This window comes from Mycetocola saprophilus, assembly GCF_000718085.1.
Lineage (GTDB): Bacteria > Actinomycetota > Actinomycetes > Actinomycetales > Microbacteriaceae > Mycetocola > Mycetocola saprophilus.
Genome location: NZ_JOEC01000007.1, coordinates 20495 through 39899, shown reverse-complemented (window position 1 = coordinate 39899; position 19405 = coordinate 20495). Strand labels below are relative to the sequence as shown.

Here is a 19405-nt window from a genome sequence, read left to right as displayed (position 1 = left end):
GCCGCTTTTCGCTTGCCGCACCTTTGGGGTGATGAGTATTACTTTACGCAGGTTCCACAGAACGGGCAAATCGAGGCCGAATAGTGGCGTGTCGGAACGACACTTCCGCGGAAAACCGCGGATTAGCGTCGCAGCTCCACAACGACGCTGCGACCGAGGATGTGCTCACCCGCGGGCGAAAACCCCTGGGCGGCCAGTGCGGCAATGTTCTGTTGGGCGCGTCGCTCCCGCTGCGGCTGCGTCACAACCAGCCAGAGCACGTGTGACTCCGAGTCGATCACGGTATCGGCCACCGGAAGCACCTCATCGTTGTACCCACCGAGTTCGAGGTAGGTATGCACAACCCCCGGGGTGCGCAGTCCCGCATAGTGCTCCGGATACACGCTGAGGCCGCGCCGCGGGCTCGCACCCGGATTCCGGTCCAGGTCAAACACGACGCTGTCCCCCGACCGTGCGTGGGCACCGATGTACTCGGCAACCTGACGGGCGTCCGAACCCTTAGCCAGGGGCGCACGCTGATCCAGATAGCCGGGCAGCGCGAGAGCTCCGACCAGCAGCACTGCCAGGCTCCCCAGAATGGCCCTCGGTACACGGGTGCGCGGCGCCGCCATTCCCGCGGTGCCGATGAACGGACGCAGGACGAACCGAATCGCCGCCGAAATACCCAGCGCGATGAGAATGGCGACGGCCGGGGTACCCAGCGCCAGATAGCGCGGGACAAAGGTGGGATAGACGACACTCACCAGCAGAAGCAGCAGCGGTGGACCCAGCGCCCAGCCGGTGGCCAGCAACAGGAGTGCCCGTTCAGACCCTCCCCCATGCGTACGCACCGCGGCCGGCACGGTGATTCCCGCGCAGAGCATGAGCACCCAGCCGACGCCGGCCAGGAGCGGTGAGCCGAACCACAGGGTCACAAAAACCGAGTCGAATGAGATTCCGGTGTTATCCACCCAGCCGATCTGCCCCGCCTGCAGGATCCCGCCGATGACCACCGGCGAAGCGATCACTACCGCCAGCGCACCACAACTCACCAGCGTCCGCAGCTTTTCGCGATGCACCCACCACACCCAGGCGAACACCGCGATCCACACCAGCAGGGTGTACATAAAGGCCGCGATCCCAGCGGCCACCAGCACCGACCACCAGACCCAGTCGCGTCGGCGCACCGTGGGTCGCTCCAGCAGCACCACCAACAGCAGAATCGCCCACACCAGCAGGGCCAGGGCCAGTGCGAACCCGCGCCCCTCGGTTCCGATCAGGGTGACGCGGGGCAGAATCGCGAAGATCAGCGTGGCCAGGGTCGCGATCCCGGGCCGGGAGAGCCGGGCAACCAGCATCCAGAGTCCGGCGGCCGCGGCACCGATGGCCAGGGCCGAGGGGAAGCGCACGGCAAACTCGCCGATCCCAAACACGTCGGTCCATACCCGCAGCAGCAGGTAGTAGACGCCGTGAACGATATCCACGTGCCCGAAGAGGTCAAACAGCTGAGGAAGCGAGCGCCGGGCCGCCAGCACGCTGGCAAGCTCATCCGCCCAAAACGACGGGGTGCCCGAGCGGAAAGCAGAAATGCCCGTGGCCAGCACGCCCAGACCGATCGCGGTCAGGAGGTGCCGAGTAGCCACGGGCACTCGCATGAGGAGGTTAGTTGGCGGCGCGGCGCGCGGCGCGACCCTTACCAAAGCGCTCGGAGAAGCCCCAGACGGTGACTCGCCACATGGCCTCAAACACGATGTTGCCGCTCATCTTGGAGCGGCCGTGCACCCGCTCGACGAAGGTGATCGGCACCTCGGCGATCGAGAGCCCGGCGCGGTGTGCGTGCCACAGCATGTCGACCTGGAAGTTGTAGCCGGCGCTCTGGACGTCCTCGAGGTGCAGCTCGCGCAGCGCGTGAGCGCTGAACACGCGGTACCCGCCGGTCACGTCCTTGGCGGGAAGCTTCAGCATGATGCGGGCGTAGGTGCTGCCACCGCGGGAGAGGATCAGGCGGTGCAGCGGCCAGTTCTCGACCTTGCCGCCGGGCACATAGCGGGATCCGATGACCAGATCCACTCCCTCATCGGCCTTGGCCAGCATGGCGGGGAGCTGCTCGGGCTGGTGCGATCCATCCGCATCCATCTCGATCATCCGCTCATAGCCGTGCTCGAAGCCCCAGGCGAATCCGGCCTTATACGCGGCACCGAGGCCCTCCTTGCCGGTGCGGTGCAGCACGTGGATGTGGGAGTCTGCGGCGGCCATCTCATCGGCCAGGGTTCCGGTGCCATCCGGGGAGTTGTCGTCCACAACCAGGATGTCTACCTCGGGGGTTGCCGCGCGCACACGGCCCACAATCAGCGGGAGGTTCACCAGCTCGTTGTAGGTCGGAATGATGACGACGGTCCGGACGGACATCCGTGCTCCTTCAGGGTTAAAAAGTCAAAAATCGGGGGATCCGAAGAAAACCCCCGGAGACCAGTATCACCGCAAATCGTGACGACTCGCGATTTACGCCGCCTATTGTGCGTCGGCGCGATCCAGCTGCAGGACCCAGCTGCGCTTGAGCGTGGTCTTGTCCACCACGTCAAAACCCTGCTCCTTGAGGTGGGCCAGATCGGCCTTTTCGCGCTTGGTCTTGTCCGAGCCGCTGATGACGTACCAGACGGTGTCGACCTCCGCGGGGACCGTGGTCTTGTCCGCGTCGTACGTTTCGTCCCACAGGTGCGCGGTCTTGACGTAGGACTTCTTCAGACCCGGGTCCAGGATTCCGGTGAAGTCCTCGGGGTAGAGCCGCAGCGCCAGTCGGGGCTTACGCGAGGGACGGATATCGCCGTTGAAGACGACCGCGTCACCGGGCTTCGCCTGGGCACCGATGGTTTCGGCGATCTGGCGCAGGTCGCTGCCGTCCTTGCCATTGGGTCCGCGCTGCGCGGCGTACGAGGAGTATCCGGTGACCGCCAGGGACAGCACCAGTGCCACCCCGAGGATCTGCCCGAACAGCTTGGGCTGCAGGCGTACCGCGATGGAGCGGATCCCCCAGGCGATCAGGATCGCCACGGCCGGGGTGCACATGCTCAGGTAACGCTGCGAGTAGCTCGGGGAGAAGATGCTGATCAGGGCCAGGATGACCGGGGGCAGCACGGTCCAGATCAGGGCCAGCAGCGGCAGGCGTACGTCCGCCTTGGCGACCATCCGCAAGACGATGTTGACGATGGCCACGAGGATCAGCGCCCAGGCGATAATCGCCAGGTTGATGTTGCCAAACCACTGGGTCACCAGCACGCCGTTGACCCCGGGGGGACGGTTGCCGAGGAACTCGATCTGGCCACGCTCGAGATAGCCGATCACGATGATGGGCAGGCTGAGCGCGGCGGCCAGGGCTCCGTAGCGCACGGTGCGCCAGAGGCGCGCGCCCCGGGCGGGATCCAGCAGCAGCCAGAGTCCCACCACCGGGAGGATCAGCAGCGAGTACATAAACACGGTGGAGGTGATGGCCAGGCCCACGGCCCACAGCCACCACAGTCCGCGGTGCTTCTTGGAGGATTCCAGCAGGCACACCAGCCCGTACACCACCCACACCACACCGGCGACGGCGATCGCGTATCCGCGCGCCTCGCTGCCGATATTGGTGACGCGGGGCAGGATCGCGAAGATCAACCCCGCGGCGATGGCCAGCCGCGGACCGTGCATCCGCCACACAAGCAAAACCAGACCGGTGGCCGCCGCACCAACCGCCAGGGCGGAGGGGAAGCGGGTGGAAAACTCGCTGGCACCAAAGATGTCGATCCAGCCGTGCAGGAACACGTAGTACAGGCCGTGGACCGCGTCCACGTTGCCCAGCACGGGCCAGAGGGTGTGCAGCGGACGGGTCGCGGACATGACGCTCGCGGCCTCATCCCCCCAGTAGCTGGCGCCGGCGGAGCCGATCATGCTGATGAGTGCGGCAATTACGCCCACGGTGAGGGCAAAAACGGTGCGCGGAACGCGCGCTAACGTGGCAGGCATAACGGTCCCCATTGTTCCATTGTCGGGGATCATGACTGGGAGGGCACTGTGCGGCCCATTCCCCCGCGCGGCGCGGCCACCGGCTAGGCTTTCGGCATGGTGCGAATCGACCCGCAGGACCCAACCCCTCCGTTCGAGCAAATCCGCGCGCAGATCGTGGCCGGTTCGCTGGACGGCAGCCTGCCCGCCGGGACTCGGATTCCCACGGTGCGCGGGCTGGCGGCCGAGCTTCAGGTGGCCGCGGGGACCGTGGCCAAGGCGTACCGCCGGCTCGAAGAGGATGGGATCATCGAGACCCGTGGACGCTCGGGGTCGGTGATTGCCGCCGCCGGGGATTCCTCGCGCCAGCAGATCGAACTACTCACCCACGAGCTGGTGACCCGGGCGCGTCAGCTGGGGGTCACCGACGCGCAGGTGCGTGAGACCCTCGACGCCGCGCTGGCACAGCTAGCCGCCGAGCAGTAGGGAGCTCCGGCGGTCCCGAGGCATGCGGCCGCCAGGAGTTAGAGACCCCAACGCTCCAGAGGTCTCGAAGCATGCGGCGTCCGAGGACTAGAGGACGTCGTCGCTCCAGTTGTCGGGGCGTCCGAAGCGATGTGCCGCAATCGAGATGGACTGCTCGCGCAGGTAGTGCAGCAGCTCCACCCGCCCCGAGGCGGTCACCTCACCGGCATAGACGGAGGGGGCGGCGGTGCCGGCGACGCGGATCAGCTCGGTTCGCAGATCGGCACGCAGCGGTCCCACCAGTCGCACCCGGGAGGGTGGGGTGTCCGCACCGAGGAATCGGACGATCCACTCGGCATCGCTCTCGATCGACATCACGACACCCAGGCCACCCAGCGCCTGCCGCACCCCGGCGGGAACACCCGCCGCGAGACTCACGGTAAACGCAGATTTGGCCCGCATCGCGGCGATAATCACCCGCAGAACCTCGCCCAGTTCGGCATTCTCCCCGGCCCGAATCGCGACCGGAACGCTGCGGTAGCGCAGCAGGTTGCGTTCGATCCCGAGTTCGGAGGCGTCCTGGACCGCGCCATAACCGGTGCCCCAGGCGATCGCGTCCGACAGCGCCGCGCGGCGCAGCAGGTCGAAACGGTCATAGCTCAGCGTGGGCTGGGCCGCCTCGATGAGTCCGCGGATTCGGGAGTCGAGGCCGCGCAGGTGCAGCGTGGAGCTGGAGGTTCCGGCGTCGGGTACCCAGTCACCCAGCGCGATCAGGTGGTTGGGACCACCGGGCGCGGCACCCGGGCCGCGGCGGGCGGCACCGTGGGCGGCACCGGGCTGACGCTGGACACGCAGGTCCGTCATCGGGCGGTTCACATGCAGCGATCCGGCGTCGATCCGCTCCAGCCACTCGGACAGGTCCTCGGCGTCGCGGGTGTGCAGCGCGGCCTGGCGTCCGCCACCGGTGGCGTTGACGTAGCGCAGCGCCTCACGCAGGGTGGTGGCCCGCATGATGCCCATGGTGGGTCCCTGAATGATCTGCCGCTGGAACTCGGCACCGTTTTCGATGCCCTCGCGGATCCCGGGACGCCAGTTCCGGCCATCTTCTGGCAGCGGGAGGGGCTCCAGCAGCCAGCTCTGGGCGCCGGGCAGATCCGCGAGCGCCGTGGCAAGAACGGGGGTGGCCGGGCTGGCCAGGGGTGCCAGGGTCGTGGCGGCGCTCTCGGTCGCACCCGAGACGAGCGAGCTGGTGGCATCCACCAGCTGGTGTCGGAAGTGCTCGCTCCGCGCGGCCGAGCCCACGACAACCACCAGGCTGGCGGACTCACGCAGCTGACCGGCGCGGCCAAACGCGTCACTCACGATCTGTGCAACGGCCTGGTCCAGATCGGCACTGGGCATCACGATAATGGTGTTTTTACCCGGAAGTTCGGCGCGCAGATCGAGATCGGGTTTCCAGTCGAGATACCGCTCGGCGGCGGCGTGATCGCCGCGCAGCAGGACGCGGGAAATCACCGGGTGAATGACCAGCGCGCGCTCGGTCTCCGCATCGGTGATCGTGACCAGGCGCAGCTGATCGCGGGAAACCCCGGCCTCCCACAGGCTTTCGGCCAGCACCGCGGCGCTACGACGGGCGTGCGCAGCCGGATGCAGCACCACCACCGCCCCCACGGCGAGCGCGGCGATGACCCCGGCCGCGGGATCGGCGATCGGGGACGCCGAGAACCCGGCCACCAAAATCACGCCCGGGGCGGCGAACCGTGCCCCGCGCAGGGTGTCGAGTTCCCGAGCCGTGGCGGCGTAGTAGTGGGCGAGATCGATCGCATCGCTGACTTCGCGGTCGGCATCTGGCAGCAGGGTGCCGGTCTCGTGCACGGCGATTTCCAGCAGGCGGTCGCGGTTGGCGGCGAGCGCGAAGCCGATCCGCCGGCTCAGCGCCGCCCGGTCGGCAGCGGCCCGCAGTACCACGGTGGAGGCGGCGCGGGCGGCATCGGCCAGCACCACCGCGATTTCCTCGGGGTTCCGGATCGTCGCGGCCTCGCTGGTCTCGGTCCCCAGGGTGCTCTCGAGTGCACGCGCACGAATCCGGTTCGCCCACGCCCGGTTGGCCGCCAGGGACGGGTCGGTGTCCGGAGCCAGGCCGAAGCCGGGAGCGCCATGGGCCGTCTGCACGGTGGGGGCGATCGTGGTCGAGTCGAAGATCCGGACCGAGTCGAACGGTGACTCGGGCTGGGCGTGCCGGGACAGGCGCAAGACCTGCTCGGTCATACCCGCCTCTTCCACGGGGGTCCGGGTCAGCGCCTCGGTGGGCAGATTGAAGGAGTCGGGGGTTTCGGGCTGATCGGTGATCAGCTGGACGCTCTCCGCCCGCGGCTCCACGCTCCACTCACTCTCGCGATTCTGGGTACGGCGCGGCTCGGGCAGGTGACGACGCTCGGTGCGCAGCTGACGCACGGCCGCACGGAAACGCTCGGTTTCGCGATCCAGCAGGACCGGATCGGCAACCAGGTGGCTCGAGGCTCCCAGGAATCCGTCATCCTCGAACTCACGCAGCGTGCGCACCAGGTACTCCCCCGCATCCGCGAGGTGCTTCTCGGCCACCACCGGCGTCAGCAGCGTCAGGCGGCCCAGGACCGTCTGCAGCAGACCGGTATAGCGCGGCAGCACGCCCAGCGGCAGCGCGTATTCCAGCGCGTCACTCACGCCGCGCTCGGCGGCCAGCAGCAGGGTGAAGGCCAGGTCAAACAGGTTCGGGACCGAGACGCACACCCGCAGCGCGTGCATCCGCTCGGGGGTGCACACCCAGGAGAGCACGCGGAAGAGGTTGGCCTCGGCCTCCTGCACGGTGGGGTAGGAGGCCACGGGCCAGCCGGTGAGGGTCGCGGTGACCCGCTCATCCGGAACCCGGTCGCCCGCGCTCAGCCGGATGCCCAGCGGCGCTCCGCCGGCCGCCACCCGGGCACTCGCGTGATCCGAGAGCGCGGTCACGCTCTCCAGCACGTCCGGGAGCGAGACCGGCAGGGCGATGCTCAGCGGGTAGGCACGCAGGGCCGGGTCGGCAAGCAGACGGATCACCACCGCCTGGGTGAGATCCAGCTCGCGATAGTCCTCCACCACCAGCTCCACCAGGGTGCCGGCGGTGCGGGTTGCCGAGGCGATCAGTGCCGCAACTCGGCCGGTAATCGTCTCGAGAGCCGGGTCGAAGGCCCACGGGGAGGCATCGGTGATCAGGTCACCCACGCGCACGCTCACGCGGTCCACATCGTCGCGGTGGGCCAGCGCCGAGAGACGGTCCAGGGCACGGGCGGCACCGTCATCCCCCAGGACCGCGGCACCCATCGGCAGCGCCCCCAGCTGAACGCCCTGGGTGCGGATCGCCGCAAACCTCTCGCGCAGCTCGGCATCGGGGGCCTCGATCACCAGGTGCTCGGTGAGTTCGCGGGTGAGCTTGCGCACGCTGGGGAGGGTTAACGCGGGCAGCCCCGGTCCCAGCAGCGCGCCCACCCGCAGGGCCGTGCGCTGGCGGGTGGTCAGAGAGGGGACGGGTTCCACCACGGGGGCCGCATCGGTCCCGGCCGGCTGGGCCGGAACCGGGGGGCCCGCGGGGGTCGGCACGTTCAGCGCGGCGAGCGCGGCACCGGCAACAAAACCGCCCTCGGGGCGCACCACGTCATCCAGCAGGTGGGTGACCAGGGCCAGCGCACCGGGGTCACCGTGCAGCGCCTCGGCGCGCGCGGCCTCGGGACGGATCGGGGCGTTTGCAGCACGCAGCACCCATTCCCGGGCAAGGGCTACGGACTCTCGTGCGAGACGGTCGTAGTCGGTGTCGGTGGCGGGGGTGCGATCGGCCATACCCCGAGACTACGCCCTTGGGAGCGCGGGGATCGGGCGGCACGACGGACGCCCCGGAGTTTCCACGGTTCTTCCAGGCAACCCCCGGACAACGCACTCGCACCCATGACCCTCGCCGGATCGGATGGCATGAGGAACACCCCCACGGTTTCCACGCGACTTCCAGGCAACCCCACCGGGTCGCACCCGTTACGCGGGCCCGGGCCACTCCCCGGGCCAGGTGCTCGGCGCATCGGCCCGCGATCGGGGCAACGCAACCGCGTCGCGCCAGTCGGCGATCCACTCGGGCAGCGGCTCGGTGGCCTCGGTCACGCCGGTGGCCGCCATGAACTCGGCCGGGGTGACCGTGCCGCCGCTGCGTCGGATGAAACGGGCCCGCATGAGCGCCCGGGTATATACCTGGCCATCCACGACGATGCGATGTTCGATATACCCCGCCTCCTCGTCGGTGCCGATGATCCGGGTCTCGACCGTGAAACGCTGCCCCAGGGTCAACGAGCGACGATACGAAACCGTCTGGTTGACCACCACCGCGTACCACCCATTGTTCTCCATGACCGCCCACATGCCCGAGCGAATCATCAGATCCAGTCGGCCCAGGTCGAAGATCGACAGGTAGACGCCGTTATTCATGTGGCGCAGGATGTCGAGATCGGTGAGCAGGGTGCGCAGCCGAATCCGACCCACGTCGTGGTGACCGAGGGTTTTCCCGCGCGCCAGGCCGCGCCGGGCTGCCCGCATCACCAGCAGGGTGCGAAAGATGAGGTGCATGGGGTCCTAGAGGAAGATATCGGGGAAGAGGTCCGCGGGGTCCACCCCGGGGGCATACTTTTCCAGGTCGGTGATGCCGTGATCGGCCAGCACATCCTCGACGATCAGCGAGCGGCCGGTCAGCCCACGCGCGTCACTGGTCAGCACCAGGTAGGCGGCATCCGCGTAGATCTCCGGGGTGCGACTGCGACGCATGAGTTCCTCGCCTCCCAGGACATTGCTGACTGCGGCGGTCTGGATCGTGGTGCGCGGCCACAGCGTATTGGCGGCCACCCCCTGCCCGGCAAACTCGGCGGCAAACCCCAGGGTCGCCAGCGACATCCCGTACTTGGCCAGCGTGTAGCCGATGTGCGGACCCAACCACTTGGGATCCAGATTGATGGGCGGGGACAGCGAGAGGATATGGGGGTTCGAGGACTCAAGAAGCGCGGGGATCGCCGCGCGACTGAGCATGAAGGTGCCCCGGGTATTCACGTCCTGCATCAGGTCGTAGCGCTTGGGGCTGAGGTCCTTGCTGCCGGCCAGGGTGATGACCGAGGCGTTGTTGAGGACGATATCGATCCCCCCGAACTCGGCCACCGCCGCGGCCACCGCGCGCTCCACGTCCTCATCGTTGCGCACATCCCCCACCACGGCGAGCGCCCGTCCGCCGGCCGCCCGGATCTGCTCGGCGGCGGTATGAATCGTGCCCTCCAGGGCCGGGTGCGGGGTGTCGGTCTTGGCCAACAGGACGATATTGGCGCCGTCGGCCGCGGCGCGCAGCGCGATGGCCAGCCCGATCCCGCGGCTTCCGCCGGACATCAGGATGGTGCGGTTTGTGAGGGTGCGGGTCATGCGGACTCCTTCGGTGCGGTTTTGGCATGGGAACGGGCGGCAAAGGCGGCGATCCGCTCGGCGGACTCGGTGCGGGAGAAGGCGTCGCCGATCGTGGTGGCCTCATCGTCCAGCCCCGCCTGGAAGTCTCGACCCGCGCTCGTGCGCAGCAGACGTTTGGCCTGGCCGAACGCCAGGCTGGCCCCGGACACCCAGTGGGCGGCCACGGCCTCGGCCCGGGATGCCAGGTCTTCGGCGGGAACCACCTCGTTGATCAGACCCCAGTCCCGGGCGGTTTCGGCGTCCAGGCTGCGGTCGGTCAGCACCATCTCCAGCGCCCGGCGCATCCCGATGGCCTCGGGGAGCAGCGTGCTCACCCCGCAGTCGGGCGTGAGCCCGATATCCGCGTACCTGGAGACAAAACGGGCCTTCTCCGAGGCCACCAAGTAGTCCCCGACCAGCATGAACCCGAGGCCTCCCCCGGCCACGGCGCCCTGGACGGCGGTCACGATGGGGATCGGGGCGGAGGTCAGCAGCCGATGACCGTCGTGGATCACATCGGCCAGCTCGGCGATGGTGGTCCCGCCCTCACGCGCCAGCGTGGCAAATTCCAGGACGTCTCCGCCGGCGCAGAAGGCCGGACCGATCGAGTCGAGGATGATCGCCTGCACGTCTCCCCTGCCCGCGACCTCCCCGGCGATTTCGCGCCAGGCCAGCGCGGCCGCCCGGTTGATGGCCCCCAGTCTCTCGGGGCGGTTAAGGGTGATCCGGGCGATGCCCTCGGCCACCTCCAGCCGAATCGGATCGTTGTGGTGCTGCGTCATTGCGACCTCCTGAGCGCCCCTCCCGGGTGCGCATGCGATGGCTTCGTTGCGATCAGTGGATGCCCCGAGCATAGACCGCCCGACCACGAAGCCCACGGAGATTGTGCACAATCGGCGAGCGTCCCCAACCAACCCCGATGCACGCTTGTGCGCTTCCTACAAGGCACTCGGCGGACGGTCCGGTACGCCCGACTAAACTGGAATCATGGCCCAAACGAAGATCCTGCTCTACTACGTCTTCACCCCCCTCCCCGACCCCGACGCGATCCGCCTCTGGCAGCGCGACCTGGCCGCATCCCTCGGGCTGCGCGGGCGAATTCTGCTGTCCAAGGACGGCATGAACGGCACCGTGGGTGGAGAGATCGGCGCGGTTAAGCGCTATCTGCGCGCGACCCGCGAGTACCCGGCGTTCAAAAACCTCGACGTCAAGTGGTCCGACGGCACGGGCCTGGACGAACACGGCCAGAGCCTGGACTTCCCCAAGCTGAGTGTGAAGGTGCGCGAGGAAATCGTGTCCTTCGGTGCCCCGGGAGAGCTCACCGTGACCGCCGAGGGCATTCAGGGCGGCGGCGGACGCATCGCCCCGGACAAACTGCACGATTTTGTGGCGGAACACCAGGACACCGTCTTCTTCGACGGACGTAACGCCTTCGAGGCCGAGATCGGACGCTTCAAAAACGCGATCGTTCCCGATGTCAGCAACACCCGTCAGTTTGTGGACGAGCTGGAATCGGGTCGCTATGACCACCTCAAGGACACCCCCATCGTGACCTACTGCACCGGCGGTATCCGCTGCGAGGTGCTGTCGGGCCTGATGAAGAACCGCGGATTCACCGAGGTGTACCAGCTCGAGGGCGGCATCGTGCGCTACGGCGAGCAGTTTGGAAACGACGGCCTGTGGGAGGGCTCACTCTACGTGTTCGATGCCCGCGGATCGATCGACTTCGCCCCCGGAGCGGCCCGCATCGGCCACTGCGTGGTGTGCGAAACCGCAACCTCGGAGATGCGCAACTGTGAGGATCCCAGCTGCCGCGCGCAGCTGGTCGCCTGCGACTCGCACACCGAAGCCCCCGTCCACTGTCCCACCCACGCCGGAGTACTCGCATGATCGAAAATTCCAAGCTCGCCATCATCGGTGCCGGCAGCGTGGGCTCCTCCCTCGCCTATGCCGCCCTGATTCGGGGATCCGCACGCGAGATCGTGCTCTACGACATGGACCGCGCCAAGGCCGAGGCCGAGGTGCTTGACCTGGCCCACGGAACCCCGTTTACCGGGGCCGGAAAGATCACCGGTGGCGGCGATATCGAGGCCGTGGCCGGCGCCAAGGTGGTTGTCATCACCGCCGGCGCCAAGCAGCAGCCCGGCCAGACCCGCCTGGATCTGGCCGGAACCAACGCCCGCATCCTGGGTGACCTGCTCCCCAAGCTGGTGGAGCTCGCCCCACGCGCGGTCTTTATCCTGGTGACCAATCCGTGTGATGTGCTGACGGTGGCGGCCCAGGGCATCGTGGATCTCCCGCCCGGACGCATCCTCTCCTCGGGCACCCTGCTGGACTCGGCACGCCTGCGCTGGCTGATCGCCGAGCGGGCCGGGGTCTCGGCGGCCAGCGTGCATGCGGCGATCATCGGCGAACACGGCGATAGCGAGTTCCCGCTGTGGTCCCAGGCCAAGATCGGCCCGACCCCGCTGCTGGAGTGGACCGATGAGACCGGCAAACTGGTCTTCGACTCGACCGAACGCGCCCGCCTGCATGAGGAGGTTGTCGGTTCGGCCTATAAGGTCATCGCCGGTAAGGGTGCCACCAACTACGCGATCGGTCTCTCCGGTGCCCGGATCGTCGAGGCGATCCTGCGCGATGAGAAGGCGGTTCTCACCGTGAGCACCGTGCTGAATGACTATAACGGCGTGGACGGGGTTGCCCTGAGCGTGCCGGTGGTGGTGGGCAAGCACGGCGTGGAACGGGTGCTGGATGTGCCGATGAACGACTCCGAGGCCGCCCACTTCCGCGCCTCGGCGGACGCACTGAACCAGAGCATTCGGGCGCTGGGTATCGACACCCACTAGCGTTCCCCCGCTCCACATGCCCGGTCACCTCCTCGCGAAGTGGCCGGGCATGTTGCGTGGGGGCCCACCCCGACCCAGCCACCCCTGTCGGGACCGAGGGCGACTGGTTAGGGTGGAGGTATGAGTGCATCCGAATCGTTTCATGCCTGGTGGGTCTCCGCCGAGAGTGCCGAACTTCGAGACACCACCACCGACCAGCTCGGCGAGGGCGACACCCTCGTCCGAATCGAGTTTTCGGGAATCAACTTTAAGGACGGGCTCGCGCTGGAGCGACGACCCGGAATCCTCAAGGAGTATCCGATGATTCCGGGAATCGACCTGGTGGGATTCATCGTCGAATCCGACCTGGACCTCTGGCAGCCCGGCGAACGCGTCCTCCTCAACGGTGCCGGGCTCGGCGAGACCCGGCACGGCGGGTTATCGCAGTTTGCGCGGGTCAACGGGGCCGATCTGATCTCGGTTCCGCAGCAGATCAGCAACTTCCGCGCCGCGGCGATCGGCACCGCCGGATTCACCGCAATGCTGTCGGTACTGGCGCTCGAGGATGCCGGACTGGAGCCCGGTGCCGGTCCGGTGCTGGTGACCGGCGCCGCCGGCGGGGTGGGCAGTATCGCGATCGCGCTGCTGGCCGAGCTCGGCTACGAGGTCGTGGCCGCCAGCGGACGGGTGGACACCGCGTCCAACTACCTGCGCAACCTCGGTGCCGACCGGATCATCCCCCGCTCCGAGCTCTCCGAGCCCGGACGCCCGCTGCAGAAGCAGGAGTTTGCGGCGGTGGTGGATTCGGTGGGAAGCCACACCCTGGTCAACGCGCTGGCGCGGCTGAACTATCGCGGACTGGCCACCGTGTGTGGGCTGGCCCAGGGGCCAGATCTTCCCGGTACCGTGCTGCCCTTTATTCTGCGCGGGGTGCACCTGATCGGGATCAACTCGGTGTTTACGCCGCGGGAGCTGCGCGAGCGCGCCTGGCAGCGGTTGGCCCGGGACCTCAACCTAGATCTGCTTGACTCGCTGACTCGCAGCATTCCGATGGCCGATGTGGGCGCCTCGGGAGCCGCGATTCTGCGCGGCGAGCTGCGCGGGCGCACGGTGGTGGACGTGGACGCCTAGCGCGTTCCGACAAAACGAGGCGTAACCCCCTGGTGGGGTTTCGCCTCGTTTTTCTTGTGGACCACTTACTTCTGAGCGTCGGCCTCGGGCTCTTCGGTGCCCGCGGCTGACTTCTTCGCGACGGGCTTCTTGGCGGCCGGGGTGGACTTTGCCGCCGGGGTGGCCTTTGCCGCCGGGGCCTGCTTCGAGGCGGGCGTGGTTTTGGCTGCGGGGGTGGCCTTGGCGGTTGATCCCGACGCGGTGGCGGGCTTCGGCTCGGAAGCCGAGGCGGTTTTTGCCGACGCAGATTTCGCGGGGGCGGCCTTCGCGGGGGCAGACTTCGCCGGGGAGGTCTTCGCCGGGGAGGTCTTCGCCGCCGAGGACTTGGTTGCCGCAGGCTTAGCCGCCGGAGCCTTTGCCTCCGGAGTCTTTGCCTCCGTAGTCTTTGCCGCAGACGACTTGGCGGCAGGTGCCGTGATCTCCGACTCTTTCGCGGCCGGGGTCTTCGCCGCCGAGGTCTTGGTGGCCGGAGTCTCGGAAGCCGAAACCGTGCTCGCCGAGGGCTTGGCCGCCGACGACTTCCCGGCGGGAGCCTTCGCGGCAGCCGGTTTCGCCTCGGTGGTCTTCTCCGCGGCGGTCTTCTCCGCGGTGGACTTCGCGGAGGCGGACTTCGCGGCGGCCGGCTTCGCGGTGGCGGGCTTTGTAGCGGAGGTCTTCGCGGGTGCAGCCGAATCCGGAGCCGCGGTCTCGGTCCCGTCCTCTGCCTTACGCGCTGCGGGCTTGGCCGGGGTGGACTTCGCCGCCGGTGCGGTCGCGGCCTTCGCGGCGGCGGATGCCTTGGCCGCGGGAGCCTTCGTGGTCGAGGACTTCGCAGCAGCCGGGTTTTCCGCCGGAGCCTTTTCCGCGGGCTTGCTTGCGGTGGGCTTGGTCGCCGCCGGTTTGGTCGTGGCAGGCTTCGTCTCTGCAGATTTACTTGCGGCAGATTTACTTGCGGCAGGCTTACTCGCGGCAGGCTTAGTTTCCGCAGGCTTACTCGCGGCAGGCTTAGTTTCCGCAGATTTACTCGCGGCAGGCTTAGTTTCCGCAGGCTTACTCGCGGCAGGCTTAGTTTCCGCGGCCTTGCTCGCGGCGGGCTTGGCGGCGGCAGGCTTAGCCGTGGCCTTGCTCGCCGAAGCAGGCCTACTCGCAGCCGCGGACTTACTCGCGGCGGCAGGCTTGGCCTTGGCCTTGGCCGCCGGAGTCGCGTCCGGGTCGGCCTTTTTCGGGGCACGCTTGCGGATCGGGGTCACCCGAGCCAACGGGTTCTTGGCGGCCTTGCGGGCGGCCTCACGCTCGGCGGCGATCCGCTCTGCCTCGGCCTTGCGGGCGGCGTGTTCCTCCTCGAGCACGGCGCGCAGGTCTACACCCTCCGCCTTACGCTCGATCAGCTTGCGCACCAGCGCGGGACGCACACCGGTCACCGTGCGGGGGTTCACCTCGATATCGGATTCCAGCAGTGCCACGATGTCGGCCTCGGTAGCCCGGGTTGCCTCGATCCGCTTCTCGGCTTCCAGCGCGGCGGCGCTCTTGCGCCGGGCGCGCGCGGCATCGCCGTCGTCCAGGCCCAGGGCCGCGACCAGTGCCGCCGCATGCTTGGTGGTGACCACCACACGCGAGTACTCGGCGTCCTCAAGCTCAAACACGATGGTGGGACGGCTGCCGCGGATCACCAGGAAGTCCATGCCGCCGTTAAATTTCCACCGGCCCACGGCCATGGTGAGCGGAACATACCAACCGGGCGAGCGAATGCCACGGAGCCAGACCCACGGATCCTCGGTGATCGAGGCCGTTCGGATCGCGTCACGCGGGATCACCACGTTGTCTTTGCGCAGCGCCAGGGCCTTTTCCGCCGCCGTCAGTTTCACTTCCAGTCGATCGGGGTGCAGGAGAAGGCTAGCCATACCCTCTAGTTTGCCCCTTTCACCTGAAAAAAGGGCCGAAGACACCTCACAAAGTGATAACTCCCCGGCTGGAGAATTACCACAGCGATCTAAACGCCGTGTCCGTCCTCGGCGGCGGTGACCACGGCATCCAGCAGCGCGGCAACCGTCTGTTCGCCGGCCACCAGGTCAACCCGCAGGCCCACGGCCGCCGCGTCGCCGGCCGTGCGTGGGCCGATGGCGGCGATCAGGGTTGAGTCCGGGATCTCCCCAAACTGCGTGGCCACCTGATCGGCGATGCTGCCCGAGGTCACCAGGAGGGCGTTAATGCGGCCACTGCGGACATCGGCAATCACCTTCTCCGAGACCGGCTCGCCCACCGTGCGATAGGCCATGACCGATTCCACGTTGTGTCCGGCGGCCACCAGGCCACGGGTCAACACGGGTTCGGCATTGGCGGCGCGCAGCGTGAGGAAGCGGCGCGGTTCGGGTTCACGCGCGAGCAGCTCGCGGGCCATGCCGGTGGCCGAGTTGTCCTCGGCTGGAACCAGGGTGACCACAAAGCCGGCCGCCTGGGCGGCGGCCGCGGTGGTCTCGCCGACAACGGCGATCTTGGTGTGTGCGGGCACCCGCACCCGGTGGGCATAGAGCACATCCACGGTGGTGGCGCTGGTCAGCGTCAGCCAGTCGAATGCGCCGGCCTGAAGCGATTCCAGGGCGCTGGCCAGCGCCTCGGGGTTGTCGGTCGGGGCAAAGTTCACCATCGGCGCGATGACCGGGGTGGCGCCTCGACGGCGCAGTTCGGCGGCGACTCCGTCACCCCAGGGGCCACCCCGGGGCACCAGAATCCGCCAGCCGGTCAACGGCTTGGAGGAAGATCCTGCAGTGCTCATCGGAAAACTCGTTGCTACCTTCGTCAAACTTATTGGCGCGCGCGCACGCCCAATCGGGTGGCACGGCTCGGGGAGGAAAACGAACCTCACACTACCATCATCGTCCGGTTCCGGCCGGATCCGAAATCGCCCGGGGTCCCCCGTCGCAAAACGCCGAGTAAACCCGCGGTTTTAGCGCCGGGAAAGCGCCCGCACGATACCCCAGGCGGCCAGCCCCACGGTCACGGTTGCGGCCGCGGCCACGCCCAGTGCGCCGCCGGGGTTCTCGGTGCTGAATTCCTTGAGCTTCTTCTTGCCGCGGTTCACCGCGCCACCCACGCGCTTGGGCACGTTGAGCTTGTCTTCCAGGGCGTTCAGCGTGGCCACCAGCTCCGCGCGCGCCTCCTCGGGAGTCTTATCGACGGTCATAATCACCGGTTCCCTTCAGCGCATCGATGTCTCGACGCACACCCTCAATCGGACCCTGCTCATCGCTGATTCGCTTGAATGAGCGCCAGCCCAGCAGCCCGAAGACCCCGGCCGTAAGCAGGAACAGGACAAAAACAATCAGCGCCGCCAGCCACGCGGGCATTACCAGGGCCAGGGCCAGGATGATCACGGCTACCAGGGTTCCCACCGCGAAGAACACAAAGATCAGCGCGACGATCACAAAGACCGCCCCGATCCCCGCGTTCTTCCCCACGTGGATCGCCTTGACCTTGAGCTGCTCGATCTCGGCCTTAATCAGGTCAACGATCTGTCCGGGCAGGTCCGAGATCAGGCCGATCAGGGAGCGCTTAGTGGGCTCACTCATTCTCGGCCGACTTCTTGGTGGAGCTCTTGGCGGCCCCGCCCTTGGCGGTGCTCTTGCTCGACGCGGCCTTCTTTGCGGCCGGCTTTTTGGCGGCGGGCTGTGCGCTCGTGGCGGCGGCCGGCTTTTTCGCGGCGGGAGTCTCGGGAGCAGACTCCTCGGGGGCGATCGCCGAGGCCACCTTCTTAACACCGGTCAGCAGCAGACCCGGGATCTCGCTCAGCCGCGCCTTGGTGAAGGTCTCCACCTTCTCCACCTGGTTCTGCACGGGGGCGGCATTCCAGACGCTCAGCCACCCGCTCTTAATCTGTTCGTAGCGCGCACGGCCCGCACGGGTCCCCAGGACGTAGCCCGCGGCCAGTCCGGTAACGAAGAGTATCTTGCCTCGCATCGTGTCTCCCTCTGCTCGATTCGATACTCACCAGCGTAGCGCGTGGTTGCGGATACGTCGGGAAGAATGTCTCAAAAGACTTTTGGAAACAAAACACCGCTCCATTCCCGTTGGGGAATGAAGCGGTGTTTTGTTGGTGAGGACTAGGCGCCGCGCAGGCGCTCGGCGAAGTACAGGTACAGGTCGGCGATCGCGATGCGCTCCTGCTCCATGGTGTCGCGGTTACGCACGGTCACGGCCTTGTCCTCGAGCGAGTCGAAGTCCACGGTCACGCAGTACGGGGTACCGATCTCGTCCTGGCGACGGTAACGACGACCGATTGCACCGGCGTCATCGAAGTCCACGTTCCAGGTTTCGCGCAGCTCGGCGGCCACCTCGCGAGCCAGCGGCGAGAGGGCCTCATTGCGGCTCAGCGGCAGGATCGCGACCTTGACCGGGGCCAGGCGCGGGTCCAGACGCAGCACGGTGCGGGTGTCCACACCGCCCTTGGCGTTGGGGACCTCCTCCTCGTCATAGGCATCCACCAGGAAGGCCATCAGCGAGCGGGTCAGACCGGCCGCGGGCTCGATCACGTAGGGGATCCAGCGCTCGTTCTTGGGCTGGTCGAAGAAGGACAGATCCTTGCCCGAGGCCTCGGAGTGGGTCTTGAGGTCGAAGTCGGTGCGGTTGGCCACACCCTCCAGCTCGCCCCACTCGCTGCCGGAGAATCCGAACCGGTACTCCACGTCCACGGTACGCTTGGCGTAGTGCGAGAGCTTTTCCTTGGGGTGCTCGAAGAAGCGCAGGTTCTCGGCCTTGATCCCCAGGCCGGTGTACCAGTTCATGCGCTCGTTCAGCCAGTACTCGTGCCACTCTTCATCGGTGCCGGGCTCCACGAAGAACTCCAGCTCCATCTGCTCGAACTCGCGGGTGCGGAAGATGAAGTTACCGGGGGTGATCTCGTTACGGAACGACTTACCGATCTGGCCGATACCAAACGGCGGCTTCTGGCGCGAGGCCTGCAGCACGTTGGCGAAGTTCACGAAGATACCCTGGGCGGTCTCGGGACGCAGATAGTGCATGCCGGACTCGTCCTCAACCGGGCCGAGGGTCGTCTTCAGCAGGCCGGAGAAGGCCTTGGGCTCGGTCCAGGCGTGACGGGTGCCACAGTTCGGGCAGGCGATGTCGTCCAGCCCGTTCTCGGGGGCGCGGCCCTTCTTCTCCTCGAACTCCTCCTCCAGGTGGTCGGCGCGGAAGCGCTTGTGGCACGAGGTGCACTCGACCAGCGGGTCGGAGAAGACCTCAACGTGGCCCGAGGCCTCCCAGACCTTACGGGGCAGGATCACCGAGGAGTCGAGGCCCACCACGTCGGAGCGTCCCTGAACCATGGACTTCCACCACTGACGCTTGATGTTCTCCTTGAGGGCCACACCGAGGGGGCCGTAGTCCCAGGCGGAGCGGGATCCGCCGTAGATTTCACCGGCCTGAAAGACAAATCCGCGATGACGGGCGAGGGCGATGACTTTATCGAGACGGCTGGCTGCCACGGTGGCTCCTGAAGTGTGCTGAAAGATAACCCGACCGGGTGCCGGGCATTA

At 67.5% G+C, this 19405-nt stretch carries 17 protein-coding genes; 4 read left to right on the top strand and 13 right to left on the bottom strand.

Going from position 1 to position 19405, the window contains the following annotated elements:
- Positions 1-122 precede the first annotated feature (122 nt).
- The 3 genes from IE92_RS0116005 to IE92_RS0115995 all read right to left on the bottom strand — a co-directional run bounded on the left by IE92_RS0116005 (position 123) and on the right by IE92_RS0115995 (position 3978).
- Positions 123-1622, bottom strand: a complete 1500-nt coding sequence (locus tag IE92_RS0116005) for a glycosyltransferase family 39 protein (protein WP_030149870.1) — start codon at positions 1620-1622, stop codon at positions 123-125.
- Between the two features lie 19 nt (positions 1623-1641).
- Positions 1642-2388: a polyprenol monophosphomannose synthase gene (locus tag IE92_RS0116000; RefSeq protein WP_030149503.1), complete on the bottom strand. Its 747-nt coding sequence runs from the start codon at positions 2386-2388 to the stop codon at positions 1642-1644.
- Between the two features lie 102 nt (positions 2389-2490).
- Positions 2491-3978, bottom strand: a complete 1488-nt coding sequence (locus tag IE92_RS0115995) for a glycosyltransferase family 39 protein (protein ID WP_030149502.1) — start codon at positions 3976-3978, stop codon at positions 2491-2493.
- A gap of 96 nt (positions 3979-4074) precedes the next feature.
- On the opposite strand from IE92_RS0115995, the gene IE92_RS0115990 reads away from it, so the two are divergent.
- Entirely contained in the window at positions 4075-4443 is a 369-nt protein-coding gene (locus IE92_RS0115990; RefSeq protein WP_030149501.1) for a GntR family transcriptional regulator, read from the top strand.
- A gap of 87 nt (positions 4444-4530) precedes the next feature.
- Here IE92_RS0115990 and IE92_RS0115985 read toward each other — a convergent pair whose 3' ends face one another.
- The 4 genes from IE92_RS0115985 to IE92_RS0115970 all read right to left on the bottom strand — a co-directional run bounded on the left by IE92_RS0115985 (position 4531) and on the right by IE92_RS0115970 (position 10682).
- The gene (locus tag IE92_RS0115985) at positions 4531-8274 is read right to left on the bottom strand and encodes a proline dehydrogenase family protein (RefSeq protein ID WP_051702072.1); all 3744 of its coding nucleotides are present in this window, start codon (positions 8272-8274) and stop codon (positions 4531-4533) included.
- A 189-nt stretch (positions 8275-8463) separates the two neighbouring features.
- Positions 8464-9045 carry a thioesterase family protein gene (locus IE92_RS0115980; protein ID WP_030149499.1) on the bottom strand — a complete coding sequence of 194 codons (582 nt, stop codon included), beginning with the start codon at positions 9043-9045 and terminating at the stop codon, positions 8464-8466.
- Between the two features lie 6 nt (positions 9046-9051).
- Positions 9052-9879 (bottom strand): SDR family oxidoreductase, encoded by an 828-nt coding sequence (locus tag IE92_RS0115975; protein WP_030149498.1) that lies wholly within the window; start codon positions 9877-9879, stop codon positions 9052-9054.
- The gene (locus IE92_RS0115970; protein WP_030149497.1) at positions 9876-10682 is read right to left on the bottom strand and encodes an enoyl-CoA hydratase/isomerase family protein; all 807 of its coding nucleotides are present in this window, start codon (positions 10680-10682) and stop codon (positions 9876-9878) included. The genes IE92_RS0115975 and IE92_RS0115970 overlap by 4 nt, the downstream gene beginning before the upstream one ends.
- Positions 10683-10887: 205 nt before the next feature.
- Here IE92_RS0115970 and trhO point away from each other — a divergent pair, with 205 nt between their 5' ends.
- The 3 genes from trhO (at position 10888) to IE92_RS0115955 (ending at position 13856) form a co-directional block, all read left to right on the top strand.
- Positions 10888-11790, top strand: a complete 903-nt coding sequence (trhO, locus tag IE92_RS0115965; protein WP_051702071.1) for an oxygen-dependent tRNA uridine(34) hydroxylase TrhO — start codon at positions 10888-10890, stop codon at positions 11788-11790.
- Positions 11787-12746, top strand: a complete 960-nt coding sequence (locus IE92_RS0115960; RefSeq protein ID WP_030149495.1) for an L-lactate dehydrogenase — start codon at positions 11787-11789, stop codon at positions 12744-12746. Before trhO ends, IE92_RS0115960 begins: the two co-directional genes overlap by 4 nt.
- Before the next feature lie 120 nt (positions 12747-12866).
- Entirely contained in the window at positions 12867-13856 is a 990-nt protein-coding gene (locus tag IE92_RS0115955; protein WP_030149494.1) for an MDR family oxidoreductase, read from the top strand.
- Between the two features lie 65 nt (positions 13857-13921).
- On the opposite strand, the gene IE92_RS18810 is transcribed toward IE92_RS0115955, so the two are convergent.
- From IE92_RS18810 to IE92_RS0115925, 6 genes are all read right to left on the bottom strand, one after another.
- Positions 13922-15775, bottom strand: coding sequence for a hypothetical protein (locus IE92_RS18810; protein WP_051702070.1), 1854 nt, complete (start codon positions 15773-15775; stop codon positions 13922-13924).
- An 89-nt stretch (positions 15776-15864) separates the two neighbouring features.
- A complete protein-coding gene (locus IE92_RS0115945; RefSeq protein ID WP_030149492.1) occupies positions 15865-16647 on the bottom strand; it encodes a uroporphyrinogen-III synthase in 783 nt (260 codons plus the stop codon).
- Positions 16648-16818: 171 nt separating this feature from the next.
- On the bottom strand, positions 16819-17055 hold the full coding sequence (locus IE92_RS0115940; protein WP_030149491.1) for a DUF3618 domain-containing protein: 237 nt from the start codon (positions 17053-17055) through the stop codon (positions 16819-16821).
- Positions 17042-17440, bottom strand: a complete 399-nt coding sequence (locus IE92_RS0115935; RefSeq protein ID WP_030149490.1) for a phage holin family protein — start codon at positions 17438-17440, stop codon at positions 17042-17044. The genes IE92_RS0115940 and IE92_RS0115935 overlap by 14 nt, the downstream gene beginning before the upstream one ends.
- On the bottom strand, positions 17433-17828 hold the full coding sequence (locus IE92_RS0115930) for a hypothetical protein (protein ID WP_030149489.1): 396 nt from the start codon (positions 17826-17828) through the stop codon (positions 17433-17435). The genes IE92_RS0115935 and IE92_RS0115930 overlap by 8 nt, the downstream gene beginning before the upstream one ends.
- 143 nt (positions 17829-17971) lie before the next feature.
- Positions 17972-19354 carry a glycine--tRNA ligase gene (locus IE92_RS0115925; protein WP_030149488.1) on the bottom strand — a complete coding sequence of 461 codons (1383 nt, stop codon included), beginning with the start codon at positions 19352-19354 and terminating at the stop codon, positions 17972-17974.
- Positions 19355-19405 lie beyond the last annotated feature (51 nt).

What these genes read in the sequence shown, in the direction of transcription:
- IE92_RS0116000 (WP_030149503.1), bottom strand. Translation starts at nt 2,388, where the DNA reads ATGTCCGTCCGGACCGTCGTCATCATTCCGACCTACAACGAGCTGGTG.
- IE92_RS0115995 (WP_030149502.1), bottom strand. Translation starts at nt 3,978, where the DNA reads ATGCCTGCCACGTTAGCGCGCGTTCCGCGCACCGTTTTTGCCCTCACC.
- IE92_RS0115990 (WP_030149501.1), top strand. Translation starts at nt 4,075, where the DNA reads ATGGTGCGAATCGACCCGCAGGACCCAACCCCTCCGTTCGAGCAAATC.
- IE92_RS0115985 (WP_051702072.1), bottom strand. Translation starts at nt 8,274, where the DNA reads ATGGCCGATCGCACCCCCGCCACCGACACCGACTACGACCGTCTCGCA.
- IE92_RS0115980 (WP_030149499.1), bottom strand. Translation starts at nt 9,045, where the DNA reads ATGCACCTCATCTTTCGCACCCTGCTGGTGATGCGGGCAGCCCGGCGC.
- IE92_RS0115975 (WP_030149498.1), bottom strand. Translation starts at nt 9,879, where the DNA reads ATGACCCGCACCCTCACAAACCGCACCATCCTGATGTCCGGCGGAAGC.
- IE92_RS0115970 (WP_030149497.1), bottom strand. Translation starts at nt 10,682, where the DNA reads ATGACGCAGCACCACAACGATCCGATTCGGCTGGAGGTGGCCGAGGGC.
- trhO (WP_051702071.1), top strand. Translation starts at nt 10,888, where the DNA reads ATGGCCCAAACGAAGATCCTGCTCTACTACGTCTTCACCCCCCTCCCC.
- IE92_RS0115960 (WP_030149495.1), top strand. Translation starts at nt 11,787, where the DNA reads ATGATCGAAAATTCCAAGCTCGCCATCATCGGTGCCGGCAGCGTGGGC.
- IE92_RS0115955 (WP_030149494.1), top strand. Translation starts at nt 12,867, where the DNA reads ATGAGTGCATCCGAATCGTTTCATGCCTGGTGGGTCTCCGCCGAGAGT.
- IE92_RS18810 (WP_051702070.1), bottom strand. Translation starts at nt 15,775, where the DNA reads ATGGCTAGCCTTCTCCTGCACCCCGATCGACTGGAAGTGAAACTGACG.
- IE92_RS0115945 (WP_030149492.1), bottom strand. Translation starts at nt 16,647, where the DNA reads ATGAGCACTGCAGGATCTTCCTCCAAGCCGTTGACCGGCTGGCGGATT.
- IE92_RS0115940 (WP_030149491.1), bottom strand. Translation starts at nt 17,055, where the DNA reads ATGACCGTCGATAAGACTCCCGAGGAGGCGCGCGCGGAGCTGGTGGCC.
- IE92_RS0115935 (WP_030149490.1), bottom strand. Translation starts at nt 17,440, where the DNA reads ATGAGTGAGCCCACTAAGCGCTCCCTGATCGGCCTGATCTCGGACCTG.
- IE92_RS0115930 (WP_030149489.1), bottom strand. Translation starts at nt 17,828, where the DNA reads ATGCGAGGCAAGATACTCTTCGTTACCGGACTGGCCGCGGGCTACGTC.